This window comes from Coleofasciculus sp. FACHB-712 (assembly GCF_014695635.1).
Lineage (GTDB): Bacteria > Cyanobacteriota > Cyanobacteriia > Cyanobacteriales > FACHB-T130 > FACHB-T130.
Window position 1 is genome coordinate 1 of record NZ_JACJOQ010000560.1, and the last position, 21,349, is coordinate 21,349.

Annotated in this window: 21 protein-coding genes and 1 pseudogene; 13 read left to right on the forward strand and 9 right to left on the reverse strand. The window is 48.2% G+C overall.

Annotated elements, in window-relative coordinates; genetic code table 11:
* The 5 genes from H6F50_RS19995 to H6F50_RS20015 form a co-directional block, all read right to left on the reverse strand.
* On the reverse strand, positions 1-1,715 hold a 1,715-nt coding region (locus H6F50_RS19995; RefSeq protein WP_190430058.1), incomplete at its 3' end, for a proline dehydrogenase family protein.
* Positions 1,716-1,807: 92 nt separating this feature from the next.
* Positions 1,808-3,169: a serpin family protein gene (locus tag H6F50_RS20000; RefSeq protein WP_190430059.1), complete on the reverse strand. Its 1,362-nt coding sequence runs from the start codon at positions 3,167-3,169 to the stop codon at positions 1,808-1,810.
* A gap of 183 nt (positions 3,170-3,352) precedes the next feature.
* Complete coding sequence (locus H6F50_RS20005; protein WP_190430060.1) at positions 3,353-4,756, reverse strand: NAD(P)(+) transhydrogenase (Re/Si-specific) subunit beta; 1,404 nt, start codon at positions 4,754-4,756, stop codon at positions 3,353-3,355.
* 115 nt (positions 4,757-4,871) lie between these two features.
* Positions 4,872-5,162 (reverse strand): NAD(P) transhydrogenase subunit alpha, encoded by a 291-nt coding sequence (locus H6F50_RS20010; RefSeq protein ID WP_190412730.1) that lies wholly within the window; start codon positions 5,160-5,162, stop codon positions 4,872-4,874.
* A 133-nt stretch (positions 5,163-5,295) separates the two neighbouring features.
* Positions 5,296-6,441: a Re/Si-specific NAD(P)(+) transhydrogenase subunit alpha gene (locus H6F50_RS20015; RefSeq protein WP_190430061.1), complete on the reverse strand. Its 1,146-nt coding sequence runs from the start codon at positions 6,439-6,441 to the stop codon at positions 5,296-5,298.
* 591 nt (positions 6,442-7,032) lie between these two features.
* Between H6F50_RS20015 and H6F50_RS20020 the strand changes: the two genes are divergently transcribed.
* The 13 genes from H6F50_RS20020 to H6F50_RS20080 all read left to right on the forward strand — a co-directional run bounded on the left by H6F50_RS20020 (position 7,033) and on the right by H6F50_RS20080 (position 17,594).
* Positions 7,033-7,566 (forward strand): DUF2808 domain-containing protein, encoded by a 534-nt coding sequence (locus tag H6F50_RS20020; protein WP_190430062.1) that lies wholly within the window; start codon positions 7,033-7,035, stop codon positions 7,564-7,566.
* Between the two features lie 148 nt (positions 7,567-7,714).
* Positions 7,715-7,852: a 50S ribosomal protein L34 gene (gene rpmH / locus H6F50_RS20025; RefSeq protein WP_190412727.1), complete on the forward strand. Its 138-nt coding sequence runs from the start codon at positions 7,715-7,717 to the stop codon at positions 7,850-7,852.
* 77 nt (positions 7,853-7,929) lie between these two features.
* Complete coding sequence (gene rnpA / locus H6F50_RS20030) at positions 7,930-8,328, forward strand: ribonuclease P protein component (protein WP_190412726.1); 399 nt, start codon at positions 7,930-7,932, stop codon at positions 8,326-8,328.
* On the forward strand, positions 8,300-8,695 hold the full coding sequence (locus H6F50_RS20035; protein ID WP_190412725.1) for a PH domain-containing protein: 396 nt from the start codon (positions 8,300-8,302) through the stop codon (positions 8,693-8,695). Before rnpA ends, H6F50_RS20035 begins: the two co-directional genes overlap by 29 nt.
* 180 nt (positions 8,696-8,875) lie before the next feature.
* Positions 8,876-10,024, forward strand: a complete 1,149-nt coding sequence (gene yidC / locus H6F50_RS20040) for a membrane protein insertase YidC (RefSeq protein WP_190430063.1) — start codon at positions 8,876-8,878, stop codon at positions 10,022-10,024.
* A gap of 2 nt (positions 10,025-10,026) precedes the next feature.
* Complete coding sequence (locus H6F50_RS20045; RefSeq protein ID WP_190430064.1) at positions 10,027-10,542, forward strand: R3H domain-containing nucleic acid-binding protein; 516 nt, start codon at positions 10,027-10,029, stop codon at positions 10,540-10,542.
* Positions 10,543-10,622: 80 nt separating this feature from the next.
* The gene (locus H6F50_RS20050; protein ID WP_190430065.1) at positions 10,623-11,129 is read left to right on the forward strand and encodes a YceD family protein; all 507 of its coding nucleotides are present in this window, start codon (positions 10,623-10,625) and stop codon (positions 11,127-11,129) included.
* A gap of 273 nt (positions 11,130-11,402) precedes the next feature.
* Entirely contained in the window at positions 11,403-12,932 is a 1,530-nt protein-coding gene (locus tag H6F50_RS20055; protein ID WP_190430066.1) for an AAA family ATPase, read from the forward strand.
* Entirely contained in the window at positions 12,929-13,411 is a 483-nt protein-coding gene (locus H6F50_RS20060; protein WP_190430067.1) for an SH3 domain-containing protein, read from the forward strand. The genes H6F50_RS20055 and H6F50_RS20060 overlap by 4 nt, the downstream gene beginning before the upstream one ends.
* 209 nt (positions 13,412-13,620) lie before the next feature.
* Positions 13,621-13,791: a hypothetical protein gene (locus H6F50_RS20065; RefSeq protein WP_190412719.1), complete on the forward strand. Its 171-nt coding sequence runs from the start codon at positions 13,621-13,623 to the stop codon at positions 13,789-13,791.
* Positions 13,792-13,979: 188 nt separating this feature from the next.
* Complete coding sequence (locus tag H6F50_RS20070; protein ID WP_190430068.1) at positions 13,980-14,858, forward strand: peptidoglycan-binding protein; 879 nt, start codon at positions 13,980-13,982, stop codon at positions 14,856-14,858.
* A gap of 62 nt (positions 14,859-14,920) precedes the next feature.
* A complete protein-coding gene (locus tag H6F50_RS20075; RefSeq protein ID WP_190430069.1) occupies positions 14,921-16,150 on the forward strand; it encodes a peptidoglycan-binding protein in 1,230 nt (409 codons plus the stop codon).
* A gap of 73 nt (positions 16,151-16,223) precedes the next feature.
* Positions 16,224-17,594 carry a peptidoglycan-binding protein gene (locus tag H6F50_RS20080; protein WP_190430070.1) on the forward strand — a complete coding sequence of 457 codons (1,371 nt, stop codon included), beginning with the start codon at positions 16,224-16,226 and terminating at the stop codon, positions 17,592-17,594.
* Positions 17,595-17,684: 90 nt separating this feature from the next.
* Here H6F50_RS20080 and H6F50_RS20085 read toward each other — a convergent pair whose 3' ends face one another.
* From H6F50_RS20085 to H6F50_RS20100, 4 genes and pseudogenes are all read right to left on the reverse strand, one after another.
* Positions 17,685-18,140 (reverse strand): transcriptional repressor, encoded by a 456-nt coding sequence (locus tag H6F50_RS20085; RefSeq protein WP_190412715.1) that lies wholly within the window; start codon positions 18,138-18,140, stop codon positions 17,685-17,687.
* Positions 18,141-18,523: 383 nt separating this feature from the next.
* Positions 18,524-19,801 (reverse strand): RNA polymerase sigma factor SigC, encoded by a 1,278-nt coding sequence (sigC, locus tag H6F50_RS20090; protein WP_190430071.1) that lies wholly within the window; start codon positions 19,799-19,801, stop codon positions 18,524-18,526.
* A gap of 386 nt (positions 19,802-20,187) precedes the next feature.
* Positions 20,188-21,171, reverse strand: a complete 984-nt coding sequence (locus H6F50_RS20095; RefSeq protein WP_190430072.1) for an NAD(P)H-dependent glycerol-3-phosphate dehydrogenase — start codon at positions 21,169-21,171, stop codon at positions 20,188-20,190.
* A pseudogene (locus H6F50_RS20100) lies at positions 21,164-21,349 on the reverse strand (lipoyl synthase); the annotation flags it as partial. The pseudogene H6F50_RS20100 and the gene H6F50_RS20095, both read right to left, overlap by 8 nt.

Genomic DNA, 21,349 nt, shown 5'->3' on the forward strand with positions numbered 1-21,349 from the left:
CCAGCCCTTTCTGGAACTGGAGTTTGTCGCCAACTGGCAAATGCTGCTTTTGCGGCTTGGATCGCCTGTTCTGCTTGTTCTACGCTAATCAATCCGATTTTGCCAACCACCTCACTGGGGTTGGAAGGATTCACTGAATCGACGATATCGGATGTGTTTACATATTCACCGTCAATCAGAGGTAAATAGGTTTTACCCAACTGTTCGCGCACGGTTTGCAAGGCTTGTTGCGATCGCTTCCTTTCCTCAGCTTCTGCATAATCCGTATCCGCTGCATTGTGAAAAGGCAAGTTTTGAGTTTTGAGTTTTGAGTTTTGAGCTTTGACTGAAGACTCCGAACTTTCTACGACGGGAGGCGCTAACAATTCCTCAATCGGACGCTCTTCCAGATTTTGTCGCAAGAACGAACTATTGGCAGTATTTTCCAGCAACCGGCGAATCAAATAAGCCATCCCCGGTAGCAAATCCCCATAAGGACAATACACCCGCACCCGATAACCTTTATCGACGAGCGCTTTTGCCAGCTTATCCCCCATGCCGTACAAAACTTGCATCTCAAAGCGACGGCGGGGAATTTTCAAACTTTCCGCGATCGCCATCGCCCGTGCTTGCGATCGCACGTTATGACTGCCAATTGCCGCGTACAAATACTCGTGATTTTCCAGCAACAGCTGGGTCATCTTCTCAAAATTGGCATCGGTTGCAGTTTTATCGCTGTAAACTGGCACCGGCCAATCTTTCTGCATCGCCTTGATGGTTTCTTGATCCCAGTACGCCCCTTTTACCAAGCGCACTGTTAGGGGATAGCCACGCTGTTTCGCCCAGTCAATCAAGCCGCGCAAATCTTGTTCGCTGTCGCGCAGATAAGCTTGCAGCGTTATCCCTAGATCCGTGCGACTCCGGAACTCCTCTTCCATCAACAACTGTTTCAGGATGGAGAGCGTCAAATCTTTGTAGGCATACTGTTCCATATCAAAGTGAACAGCAGCCCCCAACGCTTGGGCGCGACGTAATAGAAGCCGGATGCGATCGCTCACTCGCTCCTCGCTTCCCTTCGCATCCAACGGATCGAACTGCGAATAAAACGCGGTTAACTTGACAGATACCTGAACCTGTGGGATATCTTCTCCATCGGCTTGGTCTATTGCAGGCACCCGCGTCCACGTCTTCGCAGCGTCCGTTAGCTGCTGCATCAATTCTAAATATCTGTCTAAATACGATTGCGCCTCAGCTTCCGTAATCACCGCCTCCCCCAACAGGTCGATGGTGAAAGCCATTTTCTCCTTACGCAATCGCTCAACCGTCTTAATAACCTGTTTAATGCTTTCCCCAGCGATATATTTATGCGCTAAAGTTTCAACTGCTGTATTCACAGTTGTCGCTGCTACTTGACCGGGCATTGAGTCTGGAGACGCAAAGTTGAGCATCCCTTTCAGGCTCGTCGGGAGTTCAACCGACTCATCCGCCAAGTATTCTTGCAAGTGGCGAGCAACTTCCGGTTTACTGTGCAGCGCAGGCAGACAGTCAATGAAGCGAAACAGCTGCACTCGCAAACCAGGATTGCCCATTGCCCAGGCAAGTAATTTATCATCCCAGCGCATTTGGTCGCGCATTTGGGCAAAAAAGGAGCGATTTTCTCTCGTTGCTGCCAACAGTTGTTTGGCAATTTCTTGGGTCTTGACTTCGTAGGTGCTATCAGATATTTGTACAACCACGGCTGGCAGACTCCTAATTCAGGATAAAGGCATCAATGCTGGGAACCCTCTATCTTCTATTTTCTCGATTTCCCAAGCGATCGGCATCAACTTTACTTCCCAACCGCCGCTGTTGACTGTAGCGGATTCAACACACGACCCAGGAACAAAATGCTACCCGACTGCTTGTCCCGAATCAGGAACACAAATGGGCGATCGGCTCGAAACTCTTTGTTTGCCCCCCTAGTCATCCCAACCCCTGTAGACGCAGCTGCCTCAGTGCCCTCCTCATTTACCTCCACGAAGGCTTTGTGAATCACCTTGGAGATGAACAACCCTTTCTTGCCGGTCATCGCCGAGAAGTCAGCTTGAACGCTGAAAGCTTCGGGCATCCCCATATTTGCCAGTACCTTGCTTAGGTCAAACTCTGAAGTGAGGTTGAACTTAGGCACCCAAACTTCAACCATCTGCTCGTATTTGAGGGACGATAGCCACCGTTCCAAGTTTTTTGGCGTCAGCTGCTGCTCCATCTTCGCCAACCCATCCACTTGCTTGGGTAAGAGAATGACCATCGATAATTCCTTGGATATCTCCTCGCCTTGACCGTAGGGTAGCTCTAACACTTTCAAGCTGCCAATATCTGCCCAGCCGTATTGCTCCGTCTTGCACATCATCGGCACGCTAACCTGCTGCGTTGGAGTGACATAAAACGGCTCATCTTTGGTTTTTTGCCGATCGAACGGGCTGAACCAGGCACCTTTAAAGTAAATGGCATTTGTCAGCACCAGCTTGGTCTTAGCAGAGATCGTCCCTGGCGCAATCAGATCTTGAATTTTGTCTTCAGTTTTTTTTGCGACCCAGTTGTTGATCGTGCGGCGAGTCTGTTCAGTCGCACCGGCAAAGTCCACCTCTTGGAGTCCCCCGCCGTAGTCGTTTTGGGTAGTTTTCAAAAAGCGATCGCTAAAGCCATAGCCCTTTTGACCCCAAAGCCGATTCGCAACTGCAATTTGATATCCCTGCTGTTCGCTGGCGTTTAGCTCAGCCATGAGCGCGGCAAAAGTCGGATGCAGGCGTTCTTGCTCTAAGGTGAAGTGGAGAACTTTCGCCATCTCGGTCGCCGTTTGTCCGCCAGCTCCAGCGTAGGTCATGGCGAGTGCCGTTGAAATGCTGTAAGGGGAGAAGAATAGGTTTCCTTCTTGTTTCCGCAGACGGTTATAGAGATCGAGGGCAAACGAGCTGTTGCCCTCCACCACCGTATCTAAAAGTGCGGAAAGTTCCTCTGTTGGTTGTTTTGGAGTGGAGGACGCGGTTTGGCTGGTTAAAATCGGCTTTGGAGTCCCAATCGCATCTGCCTTGTCTGACAACGCAGAGGAATTCCTAAAATAGATACCAGGTTCACGAGCCATCGCGGAACCAACCGAAGCGATCGCCAAACCTACTAAAGCGGCGGTAAAACCCGCGATGAATTGTCTCATGCTGCTTTCATGCAAAATCACATAGCCGTGGTTTCTGAATGTAGCAGATGCCTCTGGTAAGCCCAGCCTAACCTATCTTTTATTCCAAAGAAAAGATAGCTTCAGGAGTTTAATACTCCTGAAGCAGACTGGTATCGTATCGCGATCGCAATTTTGAGTGATGATATAAAACTCAAAATTTGTTTATAGCTGCTTCACTTCAGCAACCAGCTTCGCCACGACATCCCGCGCACTGCCAAATAGCATCATCGTTTTGTCTTTGTAGAAAAGCTCGTTATCCACACCGGCAAAACCCGCACTCATCCCGCGTTTAATTACAATCGTGTGTTTTGCCTTATCTACTTCCAGAATCGGCATCCCGTAAATCGGGCTAGCAGAATCGTGACGAGCCGCTGGATTCACAACATCATTCGCCCCAATCACCAGCGCCACATCCGTCTGCTCTAACTGCGGATTGATATCATCCATATCGTATAGCTGCGGATAAGGCACATTCGCTTCCGCTAGCAATACGTTCATGTGTCCTGGCATCCGTCCCGCGACTGGGTGAATGGCGTATTTCACTTCAACGCCTAGTTTTTCTAAGCCGTCAGCCAATTCGCGGACAGCGTGTTGTGCTTGAGCCACTGCCATGCCATAGCCGGGAACAATCACGACGGAACGCGCATAGCCCAACATCATCGCGCCTTCTTCGGTATCGATGCTGTGGACATTTTTATCGCCCCCTTCTGCACTACCAGTACCACCAGATGCCCCAGCTTTCCCGAAGGCACCAAACAGCACGCTGGCAAGGGAACGGTTCATCGCCTTACACATGATTTCGGTCAGGATTAAGCCTGAAGCGCCTACCAAGGCTCCGGAGATGATCAGCATATTGTTCATCACCACGAAGCCCGCCGCCGCCGCAGCGACCCCAGAAAGCGAGTTCAGCAGCGAAATTACGACAGGCATATCGCCGCCGCCAATCGGAATCACGAACAGCACGCCCAGCAGTAAGGAAATCCCTACCATTGCTAGAAATACAGGTAAGTTGTCTGGGGTAATTAGCAGGAAGGCACTCGCTGCTACAAAACTTACTAATAGGAGGGCGTTGATGGGTTGTTGCAAGGGAAAAGTAATGGGAGAACCACTAATGAGTCCCTGTAATTTGGCAAAGGCCATCATACTGCCAGTGAAGGTGACGCCGCCGATAAATACGCTACTGATAATCGAGAGGTTGGCGTCGAAGGGAATTGCTTGCTGCGTGCCCAAGAGCCGCCAAAATTCTCCTACAGCGACGAGGGCAGAAGCTAAGCCTCCCAAACCGTTGAGTAGACCCACCATTTGGGGCATATCGGTCATTTCTACTTTATAGGCTGCGATCGCTCCCAACACTGAACCAATCAGCAAACCCAACAAAATCATTTCGTAGTTCAACACCTGCCTATCTAGCAGTGTTGCCACGATAGCCACTAGCATCCCGACCGCTGCCCACTGATTGCCTGTGCGAGCTGTCGCCGGTGAACCCAGCTTCTTCAATCCCAGAATAAACAAACACGCTGCTACTAAGTAAGTCAGCTGTATCCCAGTTGGCAGAAATTCCGTCATATCACTTGTTCGTCGGTAATGGGTAATTGGTGATTGGTAATCAGAAAAGTTTTGAGTGTTCGGGTTTGAATTTTGAGTGAGAAATTTCTTCTGTTCAAACTTCAAAGCTTATCCATTACCCGCTTACCTTTTTCTTAAACATTTGCAACATCCGATCCGTCACTAAGAAACCACCTACTACGTTGATGGTTGCTAGCACTACGGCAATTAAGCCCAAAATGACGCTGAGATTTGACTCGCGCGGTCCACAGACAATCAGTGCCCCGATCACGGCAATTCCAGAAATTGCATTTGCCCCAGACATTAGGGGAGTATGGAGTGTCGGTGGCACTTTGTTAATTACTTCAAATCCGATAAAAGATGCTAGGACAAATACAAACAAAGCGCCAATTAAGGTTTCTGTCATTCAGCTCAATACTCCTTCTTGATTCAGCGGTCAAGGTGGACACTGCCCACCGACAATCTTCAAATTGGATACCTAATTTGATAGCCAAGAAACCCGTTTTCTAGAGAGAAAATGGGTTTCCTCCACCATTTTTCTAGACGTTAATCTTTACCTGAGTCAAACCATCCCGGACTCGTTGATTGAGAATCTCACCGTTATTAGAGACGCAGGTACTACTAATGATGTCATCCTCAAAATTCAGCTGCAATGCACTCTCTTTAATCAGGTATTGCACCAAAGTCAAAACATTCTTGGCATACATTTGACTGGCGTGAACCGGCATAGACGCAGGTAAATTCATCGGGCCAATAATCGTGACTCCGTTGCGCTGTACATCCTTGCCAGGTTCCGTGCAGGCGCAGTTGCCGCCTTGCTCAGCTGCCAAATCGACAATGACCGCACCCGGTTTCATCTGGGCTACCATTTCCTCAGTCACCAGGATGGGCGCTTTTCTGCCCGGAACCTGAGCTGTGGTAATGACGACATCGGCTTGCTTGACATGCTCGGTGAGGACTTCCTGGGTGCGTTGCTTAGAGGCTTCAGAAACTTCTTTCGCGTAGCCGCCCGCTGCCACAGTTTCTTCATTCAGCTGCACTTCGATAAATTTCGCCCCTAGGCTTTGCACCTCTTCTTTCACGGCAGGACGAATATCAAAGGCTTCTACGATGGCACCTAGGCGTCTAGCAGTAGCGATCGCTTGCAGTCCCGCTACTCCTGCACCCATGATAAATACTTTTGCCGGTGCAATTGTCCCAGCTGCTGTCGTCAACATCGGGAAGAACTTCGGCACAGCCGCCGCTGCAATCAGTACCGCCTTGTATCCAGCCACTCCCGCCTGAGAAGACAAAGCATCCATGCTCTGCGCCCGACTGGTGCGGGGGATCAATTCCATACTGAAGGCGGTGACTCGGCGCTCGGCTAAACGCTGGATTAGGTTTGGATTTCCCAAAGGATTTAGAAACCCAATCAACACGCCTCCTTCCTTGAGCTGATGAATTTCATGCTCTTTCGGCGGATTAACTTTTAATAAAACATCCGCCTCGCGCCACAAAGCACCTGTATCCGAGACAATCGTTGCACCAGCTGCTTTATAGGCGTCATCAAAGAAAAATGCTTGCTCACCAGCACCCGCCTCTACCCACACTTCTAGACCCTGTTTTACTAACCTGCCTACAGTGTCAGGCACCAGTGCCACACGACGTTCGCCAACTTCAACTTCCTTTGCAACCGCAATTCTCATGAACTCTCCCAATCAATTCTACGAAACCCTTCTGCATCCTATCCTTTTGCATCCTAGGCGGATTTCTAAATTCCGATCCGTATCTTTAACTTTGTTTTATGAATTTAGAGTTCCACACTCACGCACGTCCTAAGACGATATCACCTAGAACCCCTTTTCAAAGCTTTAACAGATGATAAAAAGCTTTCTCTTAAACCCTCTGGTGCCTATAATCTCTGGCGTCAATTCAGATTAATTGAAGGGTTTGTTTCCGGCTGATTTTTTCAAATTTATTCAATAAATAACCAAAAAAATACATAATGATATACATTAGTACATAAAAAAATGCCGAGCAGCGCGATCGCGCCGAGCGGCAACTAGTTTAAAATCAACTGTCTTTATGAGCCGGTCTGGTTCCATTGCCCTAACCTGAGCGATCGCTCGACTCAAAAGCTCACTAAGCTTGCATCTGGGGCACTTTCTTCCGGCTTCCCGCGTCACGGGGGAGGATTCATTCGAGGCGGCTACATCCCCGCTTGAGCCAAAAATAGTAAAGTTTAGTAACGAAGCCCACTCTCTAGCCCATTCTCTACAGTTGAGATACAAGAGCCTATGTTGTCAACAAAATCCTTTAAGCGACGCCTAATTTCTGCCCTAGCGGCGACGGGTTGCGTGCTAACGGGCTTTGCCAGCCTCACCCAAGCACAGAGTCTACCCGGTTTAACCATTTTTAGCGGTGTTGAACGGCAAAATCAGCTGAGCTATCGGTTAGATTTTGGCGGTCAATCGGATGCTTGGGATCGCTACCGGCTCAAGATTCCCGCCAAAAAAATGGAATTAGGGGCAGCTCAGTTTGTCATCACTTATCCCGATTACTATAAGGGCAAGTTTGACACGAAAAACGTTGAAGTCCGTGTCAAAGGGAAAAAGCTGCCCCTCAAAGAGGTTGTCTGGGACAAAGAAAATTACAAGCTTCTGATTTATATGCAGGAGCCAGTGGCTGCTGGTAACAGCGTAGATTTAATCTTGTCTAACGTGAAAAACCCACCTTTTGGTGGAACTTATTATTTCACGGGTGCGATTCTTACTCCCGGCGATGTACCGTTGCCCCGTTATCTCGGTACCTGGATTCTGAGTATTAATTAAAGGTACAGTCTACGTCCGCTTCTGTGGTACAGTCTACGTCCGCTTCTGTGCAGCCAAGGGGCGCTTGTAAAAGGAGCGCAGTGTGATGCTATGCTGGAGAATCGTGACTTTTTCTATAGCGGCGATTCTAAATCTGGAGTAAAAACCGATGACTCAGCGCACTCTGGGCGGCACTAATCGTAAGCAAAAAAGAACATCTGGTTTTCGAGCACGGATGCGTACCAAAAATGGTCAGGCTGTCATCAAAGCTCGCCGAAAAAAGGGACGTTATCGCCTTTCCGTTTAGAAACACAAGAAGGATGAAGGATGAATTTATTTCGCCTTCATCCTTCTTTTAAGCCACCCAGGAGGGCGGAGTTTCTAGTGGCATTATCCAGAGCAAATCGACTCAGGCACCGGCAAGATTTTACCGCTGTGTACCAGAGCGGTCTGCGTCGCAATGCCCCTCACTTTGCTTTAAGAGCGTTGAGGCAATCAAGCGGCGCGAAGGGCATGAAAACTGCTGAAGTGATGCCAACCCGCATCGGCATCTCCATCAGCCAAAAAGTCAGCAAGCGAGCAGTCATCCGGAACCGGATCAAGCGACGGATTCGGGCAGCGATTCGTCAGATGTTACCTCGCATTGCACCTGGCTGGCGGTTGGTCATCGTTGTGCGACCCATAGCAGTGGAGTGCGATTATGGTCAAATTTTGCGAGAATTAGAGCAGTTGTTGGCAGAAGCAGAGGTACTCAATGGGCATCAAAGAGGAAACCTTCTATGAAGGCGGTCCCCACATAGGTGATTTGATTATTAATATCCTGCTGGGATTTACAGTCATCTGTATACCTCTGACGGTAGGGGCAATTGTGAGAGCGCTTTGGTTGCGCTACCGGATTACAACTCGTCGTATCTCGGTAACGGGTGGTTGGATGGGACGCGATCGCACCGACATTATTTACTCAGAAATTGTTAATGTCGTGAAGGTTCCCCGTGGAATTGGTCTCTGGGGCGATATGGTAGTCACTCTTCGAGATGGCAGTCGCCTGGAACTCAGAGCTTTACCTCGATTCCGGGAAATTTATGACTACATCAACGAGAAAATGGCAGCCAGAACCGGCAAACCAGCGGATGGTTCCGCGAGTCGATAGAATTGCCTCAAAAGTCAAGAAATTTTAGATGCTCGAATTGAATTGTCAATTGCTTATCTAAAATTCACCAGCGACTCTACCCTGGCTTTTGTGTGTTTTATAACCCAAAAATCACAAACATTAGATAACTTAGATTAAGATTCTCCACAAGCTACTAGCGCCCCCTCTAACTCAGAACGAATGGACTTTGGTATCGGGTTTCTCTCCAATAATGTCATGCTGCCAATCCTGGATTTCTTCTACGGGATTGTGCCTAGCTATGGTCTCGCCATCGTGGCGCTGACACTTGTAATTCGCTTTGCTCTCTATCCCCTGAGTGCTGGCTCCATTCGCAATATGCGGCGGATGAAAGTTTCCCAACCGCTGATGAAAAAGCGACAAGAAGAAATTCAGAAGCTTTACAAGGACGATCCTGCAAAACAGCAGGAGGAAATGAGCAAGCTGTTCAAAGAATTTGGCAATCCCTTAGCTGGCTGCTTCCCGGTGTTGCTGCAAATGCCGATTCTCTTTGCATTGTTTGCCACCTTGCGGGGATCGCCATTCTCGGATGTGAACTACACGGTCAATTTGCAAATCTTTCCTCAAGAACAAATTGAACGGATTCAGCCGCAAGCTTTCGTGACAGCGCCACAAAACATTTACTTTTCAGATGGCGTTCATGCCCCGATGGCAGCGCTGCTGCCGGGAGGGAACCGCCTGACGGTTGGGGAAAAGGCTAAAATTGAATTTCAAACCGTGGAGGGCAAACCCCTTCGGGAACTCCTCGCCGACTATCCTGAAACTAAGCTGATTCCCCGCTGGAAGGTCACTAAAGGCGAAGAACGGGTACAGGTGAATGAAGATGGCACCGTGGAAGCTCTTCAGCCTGGGGAAGTCACCGTTCAGGGAACACTTCCAGGACTAGCGGCAGATAAAGGATTTCTCTTTATTGATGCCTTAGGTCGTGTGGGCGCTTTTGATGAAGACGGAACCATTCACTGGGATATCATCGGCATGGTGCTATTCTTTGGCATCAGTTTGTATCTCAACCAAGTTCTCTCCGGACAGAACGATTCCAGCGATGCAAACGCCCAGCAGGCTACGGTCAACAAAATTACCCCAATCCTCTTTTCTGGGATGTTTTTGTTCTTCCCCCTGCCAGCAGGAGTGTTGATGTACATGGTCATTGCTAACATTTTCCAAACTGCTCAGACGTTTATTTTGTCGCGCGAACCCCTACCAGAAAACCTTCAGAAAATGGTAGAAGTTCAAGAAAAAGAAACGAAAGCAAAGGAAAGAGAAGCACTTCCCTTTGAACCAGGTCGTTCTAAGAAAAAGGCTTCGAGTTAGCTATGAGCGATCGCAGAATGCAGCGGGGTCAGCAGTGGCTAGAGCAACTCCTGCAACTAGCCGAATTTCCTACCGGCGTTAAAGAAACCGCAATCCAAACGATTCCACAAAGCAGCGACTCCTCCCAAGCAGAATTAGAAACTTACTGGTTGACAATCGATGAAACCAAACTAACATCCGCACAAATTCAAGCCTTAGTAGGTTCTGAAGGTGCGACTCTCGATGCCATCCAGTACCTTGCCAATGCCATTTTGAACTTGGGTCAAGAGCGGGAGGAGCAGACGGCTTACACCATTGAACTTGATGGCTATCGCGCTCGGCGTCAAGCGGAACTCCAGGAACTTGCTGAGGATGCCGCTCAGCAAGTTCGCTCTTCTGGTCAAGAATTTGAAATAAAATCCTTGTCTTCAGCAGAGCGGCGTCAAGTTCATACTTTTTTCCAAGAGTGCGACGATTTAGAAACCTATAGTCGGGGTCAAGAACCAGACCGGCGTCTGGTTGTACGATTAAAAAATTAAGACTTAAAAAAGGAAAATGAGAAATAATTTTATTTTTTATTTTCCTTTTTTAATCGGGTTGGAAGGATGGCTGAAGCATTATGAAGGCGATTTATATTCCTGGGCTTCTGAAAGCGCCAGAGCGCTCAGAAGTCATTCAAATTGATGAGTTTTTACCAGAACTGGAAACTTTGACGCCCGTGCGCGGACAGATAAAAGTTTCCCATCAAGGAAATTACCTGGATGTTTCTGTGAAAGCAGAAGCAATTGTCACTCTCACTTGTCATCGTTGCTTGCAACAGTATAATCACCGTCTAGCTATCAACACATCAGAAATGATTTGGTTAGATGAAGGGGCTGATCAACCAGACACAGGGCCTGTAGAACGAGAAACACCACTCGAAGATTTGTTGGAAATGCTGCCGCCGCAGGGTCATTTTCAGCCTGATGTTTGGCTATACGAACAAATGTGTTTGGCGATTCCCCCAAGGCAGCTTTGTGACAAAGATTGTTCGGGGATTCAACCAGCAAATACGAATGGCTCGGACAGTTTATCTGACCGCCGATGGGAAGCTTTAAAAGCACTCAAAAAACAATTTCCTAAATAGTCAGCGGTCAGTGGTTAGCGTCAGCGGCAAGAAACAAACAAGTTAAGGGAACAAGCATCGCCCTTGCGTATACTAACTGAACGTAAGGCGAGATGCTTCTTCTTGGTTTTTACAGGGAGTTGGCAACTAATCAAGCAACAATGATTGTACGGGCGGGTTAAATGGAGAGAGTTTTGGGTTGCCAAGATTTTTGTTCGCGCCCTACCAACTGACCACTGACCTGGAGACGCGACAACCGCAAGTCTTCTACCAACTGACATCCTATTAACAGCTATGAGCTTCAGTGAAGAGTTTGAACTGCTGCTACGCGCCCGATATCCATTAATTTATATTCCAACTCCCGAAGAGGAGAGAGTAGAAGTAGCGATCGCGCAGGTAGCTCAACGGTTAGGCGATCGCCCAGTCTATATCTGGGATTTTGTCGATGGCTATCAGGGCAATCTCAACGATGCCGGTTTTGGACGACGCAATCCGGTTCAAGCATTAGAATTTGTAGAAAAAGTGGCAGCATCTGCCCCAGGAATCTTTATTTTGCGGGATTTTTCCCGTTTTTTAGAAGATATATCAGTTTATCGCAAGCTGAGGAATCTGTCACGGCGTCTGAAATCCCAGCCGAAAAATATTGTCATCGTCGCGCCGCAAATTGCCATTCCAACGGACTTGAGTGAAGTCTTAACCATCCTGGAGTTTCCGTTGCCAGCGCCAGCTGAGATCAAGACAGAAGTGGAACGCTTACTCGGTGCCACAGGTAAATCCCTCACCAGCAAAATTTTGGATGAACTGGTGCGTTCCTGCCAAGGGCTATCGATGGAACGGATTCGTCGTGTCTTGGCACGCGCGATCGCGACTCACGGAGAGTTGCGCCCTGAAGACGTGGAACTGGTGCTGGAAGAAAAGCGTCAAACCATTCGCCAGACCCAAATATTAGAGTTTTATTCGAGTAGCGAGAAAATTTCTGATATTGGCGGCTTAGATAACCTAAAAGACTGGCTGCTGCGGCGTGGTGGTTCCTTTTCAGAACGAGCAAGGCAATATGGTCTCCCTTATCCCAGAGGGTTACTCCTTGTAGGAATTCAGGGAACCGGAAAATCGCTGACGGCAAAAGCGATCGCCCATCACTGGCACTTACCTTTATTACGCTTAGATGTAGGGCGTCTTTTTGGAGGATTGGTGGGAGAATCGGAATCTCGCACCCGGCAAATGATTCAACTAGCGGAAGCTTTAGCTCCTTGCGTACTGTGGATCGATGAAATTGACAAAGCTTTCTCTGGCATTGATGGCAAAAGCGATGCCGGAACAACCAGCCGCGTCTTTGGTACCTTTATTACTTGGCTGGCAGAAAAAACTTCACCTGTATTCGTCGTGGCGACTGCTAACAATATTCAAGCTTTACCTCCGGAAATGCTTCGCAAAGGTAGATTTGATGAAATCTTTTTTGTGGGTTTGCCCGAACAAGAGGAACGCCGTGCCATTTTTGCGGTACACTTATCCAGGCTGCGGCCTCACAACTTGAGTAGTTACGATCTCGATCGGGTCGCATACGAAACCCCCGATTTTTCTGGGGCAGAAATTGAGCAAACCTTGATAGAAGCGATGCACATTGGCTTTAGCCAGAATCGAGACTTTACTACCGATGATATTTTAGAAGCCGCCAGTCAGATTGTGCCCTTAGCTCGGACTGCCCAAGAGCAAATCCAGTTTTTGCAAGATTGGGCAGCCGCCGGTAAAGCCCGTATGGCATCGAGACACAGCCCTTTGAGTAGTCGCTTTCATCAGCTGCAACAACCGGAATCACAAGCATGAGTTGGTCGGGTTTAGCAAAATTTATAATTGGTTTCTTCCTAGCGATCGTCCTCCTCGCTGTGGGTGGTGGTGCTACCGCCTATTACTTCTTAACTAAACTGTCGGCTCCTCCGCCCAAGCCGGTTTATGCAAATGATAAACCAGAGGTAAAAGCCAAAGCTTCTCCTAGCGCTGTCAAGACAACATCGGCGTCCTCCGCTCAACCCAACCCAACGCCGACGCCCAGCACTGCTCCTGCTAAAGTGCTAGAACCTGGAGCGTATACCGCTCGCGTTACCTGGCGCGAAGGTTTAAGCTTACGAGAGGCACCAACTTTGGAAGCCAACCGCGTCGGTGGGGTCGGATACAATCAGAGGATTGTAGTCATCAAAGAAAGCGATGATAAAAGATGGCAACAGATCCGTCTGGAAGAGGGCGAACAACAAGGCTGGATCAAAGCCGGTAACATTGAGCGAGTTGAGACAGAACAACAGCAATAGGCGAAATCTGACAGAGATTTCAGTGCGGGGGATTGCAGTACAAGCATAGAGTTCCCCCGTTTCTGTAACCTTGGGACGTGTTAAGAAAATTAGCTTAATTTAAATCTTAATTGCAATATTCCAGCAACTTTTCAACCTACTAAAGTCTGGTGGTAGGTTGTAAAACTGTAAGTCACAGCTATTTTTAACTTGGCTGCTGGAGCGCAACAATGTTCAATAAAAACTCTCATCAAGATTTATTAGGATCTGCCGTTATCGCGGCATTGGGTGCTGGTATCGTTACTTCTTTTGCTGTAAGTCAAGGTCAACACCCGCTCGTAGCTTTAGGCATTACTGGTGTAGCGGTGATAGTTGCCTTAATTTTTGATGCTAAGGTTTAGTTTAATCGCTGAAAATGTCTAGAGTTTCTCAAAAACAAGACCTAGAAACCATCTAGCTTAAAGTATTCTCTCTGTAGTTAGTAAACAAAAAACGTGAAAATAACGTAAAATAAGCCAAAAATAGCAGTTAAAACTTCTCTGAAAACTTCAGTGAGTGGATTAGCTGCTAAGAGTTTTGCAGGACAAGAATGGAGACGCTTGCCTATCTTTATGTAGCAGTAGCTTACGAGGAAACGACAGATCCTCTGGCTTTTCCAGTTATAGAAAAGTTAGAACTTTTTAAGGATCTCAATCGGCAAAAGCTTTCTAGCACCGCGACAAGCTATCTGCTATCGCTGGCTCTAAATCTAGCTTTCCTCAGTTTGCTCCACAGTGCTAGCGCAATACAGATAGAGGATAGGGGTGCTGAAGTGACGGCTTTGCAAACAAACTTGATGGCAGCCAACTACTATAAGGGACCTGTCACTGGATACTACGGCAAGTTGACCGAGGCAGCGGTGAGGCGTTTCCAAGCGATCAGTGACTTAGACGCTGACGGCATCGCGGGTTCGGAGACCCTAGAAGCATTAAAGCGATATCTGGAGAGCAAAAGCAAGAAAAGTAAGCAGTCGCACAACACTCCGCAGACGAGTGCAATGAACATTGGTAAGCGCGGGTTGCGACTGGGCGATCGCGGTCGGGAAGTCACCGAAGCTCAGCAAAGGCTGAAAGCGGCTGGTTTTGATCCGGGTTCTATTGATGGAAAATTTGGCTGGAAAACAGAGCAAGCTGTGAAGCGCTTTCAAGTGGCGAGGGGTTTAAAGATTGACGGCATTATGGGGCGGGAAACCTGGTTTGCTGCCGGGTATCTTGCGACTTCAAATTCTCCTTACTCGGTGATCGTAATGGCTGAGACTACCGAAACGCTGCGCCAAGTGCGCCAGTATGTGCCGAATGCTTATCTGGATACTTCCAGTAGCGATTCAAATATTCAGGCAGGAGCATTTGCCACTGAGTCTGGGGCAGAACGTCAGTCAGAGATGTTGCGATCGCAAGGACTGAATGCACGAGTGGTATATCGTCGATAGAGAGTGCGATTTGATGCAATCAATCGGCTAGACTGGCGTTAAAATCTATGCTGTAAAAAGTAATGGAAACCCTTGCCTATCTTCATCTAGCCTTAGTCTACGAAACACCTGTACAAGAAGCCGGTGTTTCTCCGGTTGGGGAAAACCAGGAATTTCTGACCAGATTGAATTGGAAAAAACTTTCTAGCCACGCAACGATTCATTTTCTATCGATTGCCGTTGCCTTAGCGATGCTAGGAATCTCTTCTCAGGCGTTAGCACAGAGAACGCTGAAACAAGGCGATCGCGGTTCTGAGGTACGCGCATTACAACAGCAGTTACAGGCGCGAGGCTTTAGTGTGCCCGCCACTGGAAATTTTGGCTCGCAAACTAAAAATGCGGTGATTCGATTCCAGCAAGCCAATCGGCTCACACCAGATGGGATTGTGGGTCGAGGAACCAGGGCAGAATTATTTAATCAAGTTAGACCGACTATAAGCCAAAGCTTCAACAATGACCCGTTTACCCTGCCACCTCCGGACAGAACTCTTGACTCGCTTCCGGAAAACCCTACACTGTCTCCTCCCAACATCCCTACACTGAGAGCAGAAAATATCTATCCAGAAGATATCTATTCAGAAAATACCTATTCAGAAAATACCTATTCAGACATTAGGCTTGTCCAAGAACAGTTAGCACAGGCAGGATTCAACCCCGGTCGTATTGATGGAGTATTTGGTCGAAATACGGCGCAAGCTCTCAGGGAGTTCCAGGCAAGTGTAGGTTTATCCCCCAGCGGGACGATTACTTCAGAAACGCTGCGGGCACTAGACGACTACGTTGCCGGTCGTCCAAGTCAACAACTAAGTGACTACAGCAACCGGAACGACAGGAGTCGTAGAAGTCTCCAACCTGGCGATCGCGGTTCCGAGGTCGAGGATCTCCAACGGCGATTGAGCGATCAAGGCTTCAACCCTGGTCGCATTGATGGGGTTTATGGTCCCGCTACCCAGCGAGCTGTCAGGCGGTTTCAGCAAGCTCGGCGTTTATACCCTGACGGCATTGCAGATGCACGAACCCTACAGGAATTAGGAATTAATTTTGCTGAGAATCGCTACGTGGTAGTCGTACCAGGGAATTACACAACATTGAATAAAGTCCTCCGCTATGTACCGAATGCGGATCTAGGGCCGAAATCGAAACGAGGTTCCTATGTAAATGCAGGGGCATTTTCCAATCGGCAGCTTGCCGAAAGCCGCTCCGAGCTACTGCGATCGCGCGGACTAGATGCACGGGTGGTATATCGCCCCTAGGCACTGGTATGGTATAGCTAGTTGATGAAATTGACCTTCTTAAACTGTCTATCAAGAGTTTGCCAGTAAAATTATGGAAACCCTTGCCTACCTGCATCTTGCCCTGGTCTACGAAGCATCTACGAACAGCGAGTTTCCTATAGTCTGGAATAGCCAAAAAATTTTTGAAGGACTGAACCGTCAAAAGCTGTCTAGTAGAGCGACTTTGTCTCTGCTATCGCTTTTTGTCTCACTGAGCCTTTTAGGAATGTCTCAAGCTTTAGCAATACTTGAGCCAGGAAACACTGGCGCGGAGGTAGCCACTCTCCAGCAGCGCTTACAGCAGCTAGGCTATTTCAAAGCAGGTATCACAGGCAATTTTGGCCCGATTACAACGGAAGCTGTGATCCAATTCCAGAAAGCTAACGGGCTGGAACCGGATGGCATTGTGGGACCGCGAACCGAAGCCGCCTTACAGAAGAAGCGAGGCAAGCCAATCCAGGCGCAGGCCAGCCAATCTCGGCAGGTCAGACAGGTCAGCCGCCCACGTTTCCAGTCTGTCAGGCAACGTCCTCAGCCGGTCAGCAAGGCTTCTCAGGCCAGCCAACGTCCGAGGAGTGGAGTCCTACAGGAAGGAGACAGCGGTCCGGAGGTAGTAGCCCTCCAGCAACGGTTGCAAAAACAGGGCTATTTTCAAGCAAATATCACTGGCTATTATGGCCCGATCACAAAAGCAGCCGTTAACCGATTTCAGCAAGCGGCGGGAATGCCAGTAGATGGCATTGTCGGTTCGGATACCCAGGCAGCTTTGATAGGTGTGGGAGGCGGAGAGGATCGGACTCCGCCTAAAAATATCGCTTCTAGCGGGCAGATCCTACAATTAGGCAGTAACAACCGGGAGGTGGTAGAACTCCAGCGACGGTTGCGGAAACTGGGAATTTTGCAAGGGGCCATGACTGGCTACTTTGATCAAGACACCAAAGATGCCGTAATTCAGTTTCAGAAATCGCAAGGTTTAACAGCTGATGGAATCGCTAGACCCAATACTATATTGGCTCTGAAAAATACAAGCGACCGCTTTAATACAGCTTCTAGCGGACAGATCCTACAGTTAGGCAGTAACAACCGGGAGGTGGTAGAACTCCAGCGACGGTTGCGGCAGATGGGAATTTTTCAAGGTGCCATGACTGGCTACTTCGATCAAGACACCAAAGACGCCGTGATTCAGTTTCAGAAATCGCAAGGTTTAACAGCTGATGGAATCGCTAGACCCGATACTATATTGGCTCTGGAAAATACAAGCGATCGCTTTAATGTATTGTCTTTACAAAAGCGTCTGAAAGAAAACGGCTTTTATCGCGGACCATTAAATGGGGTTTTCGAGGCGCAAACCAAAGCAGCAGTTGAAGCTGCCCAACGTGCTTATGGTCTCAGCGCTGATGACATCGTCAAGGGACGTTTTTAAACAAACATAGCAATTAGCGATTAGCTATACTACTAGCTAATCGCTATGGTGGAAGTGGTGCATCCCGCCCTAACCCTACTCGATCGCTTTTTAAATAGGTAGTAAGGCCCGCTGACAAGTCGGACAGATAGCGTGAATTGTCATCTGACAGTCAAGCAGGTGATACCCTTCTTTTCTGGCTGTTCGGGTGCCGGTTTTCAAAATCGAGTCATTTTTGAATTCAATCGTCTTGTTACACCGAACACATATCAAATGGTGATGGTGATGCGGGTAAGGTTGATTGAGTTCGTAATGCTTATGTCCTTCCGCTAGTTCAAGTTCGCGCAAAATGCCTAGCCGAGCCATTAACTTTAAGGTTCGGTAAATGGTGGATAAGCTTATGTCCTCACCTTCACTGTGCAACAACTCGTGGAGGTCTTCAGCACTAAGATGCTGACCTCTGGGAAGATGTTGAAAGACATTCAGGATGGTTTCCCGTTGGGGAGTTAAACGCCAGCCCCGCTCGTTCAGTTCAGCCTTGAGTGAGGTTGCTGTGTAGAAAGACATGTTGACCTTCTCAAGAAAGTAGCCCTATTGAGAAGAATAGCGAATTCCTAGAATATTTGCAACAATCGAAGCTTATTGAGAATAATATTTAATAAGAAACAAGGCGAAGAAATAGGGAAAGCAACTGGAAAAAGGAAGCAAGATAAGTTAAGAATTATATCTTTTGCTTTTTTCTTTTTTCCTTTTGACCACTGCTGTGAGTGTCAGTTGTTACTTGTGGGATCTAGTTTTATGCCTTGTCCCTGCTGGGTGCAGTATTTACCGCTTTTTACCACTGCTTGCCGCTCCCTGACTTTCTATATTTGAAATCACAAAACCCTCCTTAAAAAGGGGGGTTTTGAGAAATTAGTATTGGGCAGTTGTGAAAATGAAATTACTATTTCTTAGCCTAAGGACTCCAGATAGTCGCGTACACGGTTGCGGCGCTTGGGTTGCCGCAACTTTTGTAAAGCTTTGGCTTCAATTTGACGAACTCGTTCTCTAGATAAATCCAGAGCGCGACCAATTTCTGCCAAGGAGTAAGGATGACCATCTCCTAAGCCAAACCGCATCCGAATCACATCTCGCTCGCGGCTGGTGAGATCGGCAAGCAGCTGCTGCAAATCTCGGTGTAAAGCTTCTCGCATTAACACTTCTTCGGGAGATATGCTGTCTGTTTCCAGCAAGTCGCCTAATTCTGTGTCTTTCTCTTTTCCTACTTTAATTTCTAAAGAGACAGAACGAGGCACCCGAAGTAAAACTTCCCGTACCTGCTCCGGTGTCATTTCTAACTCAACGCCGATATCCTCAATGCTTGCCGTGCGACCTTTTTCTTGAGAAATTTTGCGCTGAGCTTTCTTAATTTTGTTGAGCTTTTCGGTGATGTGAACCGGCAGGCGGATAGTACGACTTTGAGTTGCGATCGCTCTGGTAATTCCTTGACGAATCCACCAGTAAGCATAGGTGCTAAACCGATAACCCTTGGTCGGATCGAACTTCTCAACCGCCCGTTCTAGCCCAAGGGTTCCTTCCTGGACTAAATCCAACAATTCCAGTCCGCGATTTTGATACTTCTTCGCCACAGAAACCACTAGACGCAGGTTGGCCTTGATCATGTGTTCTTTGGCGCGAATGCCAGTGGCCTGAATCCGCTCTAGATCTTCAACTGCCAGACCTGCTACTTCTGCCCAGCGACGCTTCCCAGCAGCTAATGTAGGCTTCAGGTTGCTCAGCTCAATACCCGCTTCCGTCGCCCACCGTTCCAAAGAAGGACGGTGCCCCAACTGAGATGCTAGACGATCGTGTACTTCAATCAGATGCACATACGGCTGAATCACTGGATCTGCCTGGTTGGCAGTATCATTTCTCAGCTCCAGCAACCGCATATGACGCTGGACTTTTTGAGCTTCCGAGACTTCCTCATCTCGCCCTAATAACCGAACCCGGCCAATTTCCTGAAGATATAACCGAACCAGATCGGTAGTACGACGGCTGGCAGTTGCCCGTAGAGATGCCTCGCCGAGTCGCCCGTACTCTGCATCTAGACCTTCCATCTCAGGGCTATCGAGATCATCCACCGGGGGTCGAGCATCGTCGTTCAACACGGCAGACCCAAAGTTGTAATCTGGCAACTCGGAGTCAAATTCTGTATCTGTCTCTGCATAAAAAGGAGTGCCTGGCATAGGGATCTCTCAATTGCGTCCGGAATAGTCTTTCAATTAATCACTTCACTACTTATTGCTAGAATTCCCACCCTCCAGGACGAAACAGCTAATGCTTACCTTTCTGTTACTTTCTGTTACATCTAGCTGCATGACACTTACTGAATTCATCGATATCGATGGTTATGCAGGCAGGGACGACGTGACATTCAGAAAAACCTGTCTCTAGTAGGATTCAGATTTCTATCTTTGGGTAGTATAGGCAGCGCTCAATCTTAGAGTAGTGATTTGGGTCAAAGGCCAAGTTAATCTACATCACCAATTGAAGGATTTCCTGAAAAATCCCTAGGGTTAAGAAAGAATATTGGCTCAAAGAGTTCCCTATAGATGGTTTTAAGGGCTAAAACCTAGCTATACTCAGGTTTGCTGTCTCTTAGCATGAGTGCTTCAACTGCTGAGAGTGGGGTAACTTCCCCTTTGAGCAAGCGATAGACTTGGTAAGAAATCGGAACTGAAATTTCTTCTCGATCCGCTCGTTGAATCAGCACGGAAGCGGTGTTGACCCCTTCAGCGGTTCCTTCCAGCTCGGTTAAAACTTCGGAGAGTGTCTTACCTTGAGCCAATCTGTAACCGACCTGATAATTGCGACTGAGACTGCTGTTGCAGGTGGCGAGTAAGTCACCAAGTCCTGACAATCCATAAAACGTTTCAGGTTGTGCCCCCCAGCAGTTGCCGATGCGGATGATTTCAGTGAGACCACGGGTTAACAAAGCGGCTTTGGCATTCGTTCCCAGTTGCAAACCATCACAAGTACCGGCAGCGATCGCCATCACGTTTTTTAGCGTTCCGCCGAGTTCCACTCCCAAAGGGTCAGCATTGGTATAAACCCGAAAACTGGGGGACGAAAACACCGCTTGCACCGACGAGGCAGCAGCGGCATCCCGGCTGGCTACTACAGTAGCGGCTGGCAATCCTTGTTGAATTTCTTTAGCAAGATTTGGCCCCGATAGAACGACCACTGGGCGAGTCGGAAATGCCGCCTGCCAAATTTGTGAAGGGGTGCAGGTAGTGACAGGATCTAATCCTTTGGTAGCGGTGACGAAAATTGGCTTAGAAGAGACAGCCTTTTGTACATTCGCCGCAACCTCGGCGACACCTTTCATCGAGATGGCGGATAAAACAATTTCAGCATTCTCTAGAACCGCCTCTAAGCATAGGGAAGACTGACGCGACCACACACGGACGTGATGACCGTTCTGAGATGCGAGAGAGGCAAGGGTCGTACCCCAAGCGCCCGATCCAAGAATCGCTATCGTGAGTTTTGAGTTTTGACCTTTCGCTTCCCTCAAGGGAATGATTTTGATTGAGTTAGAGGAGTTCTGGTCACTCATAACTCTTGAATCGAGGATAGCGTTCCATCAATTCCCGCACCTGTTCGGCATGATAAGAACTCCGAGTCAGGGGAGAGGAGACGATTTGCAGGAATCCCAGCGACTCGCCGCACTCTCTCCAAGCATCAAACTGAGCAGGTGTGACAAAGCTATCGACTTTCAAATGCTTTTGGGAGGG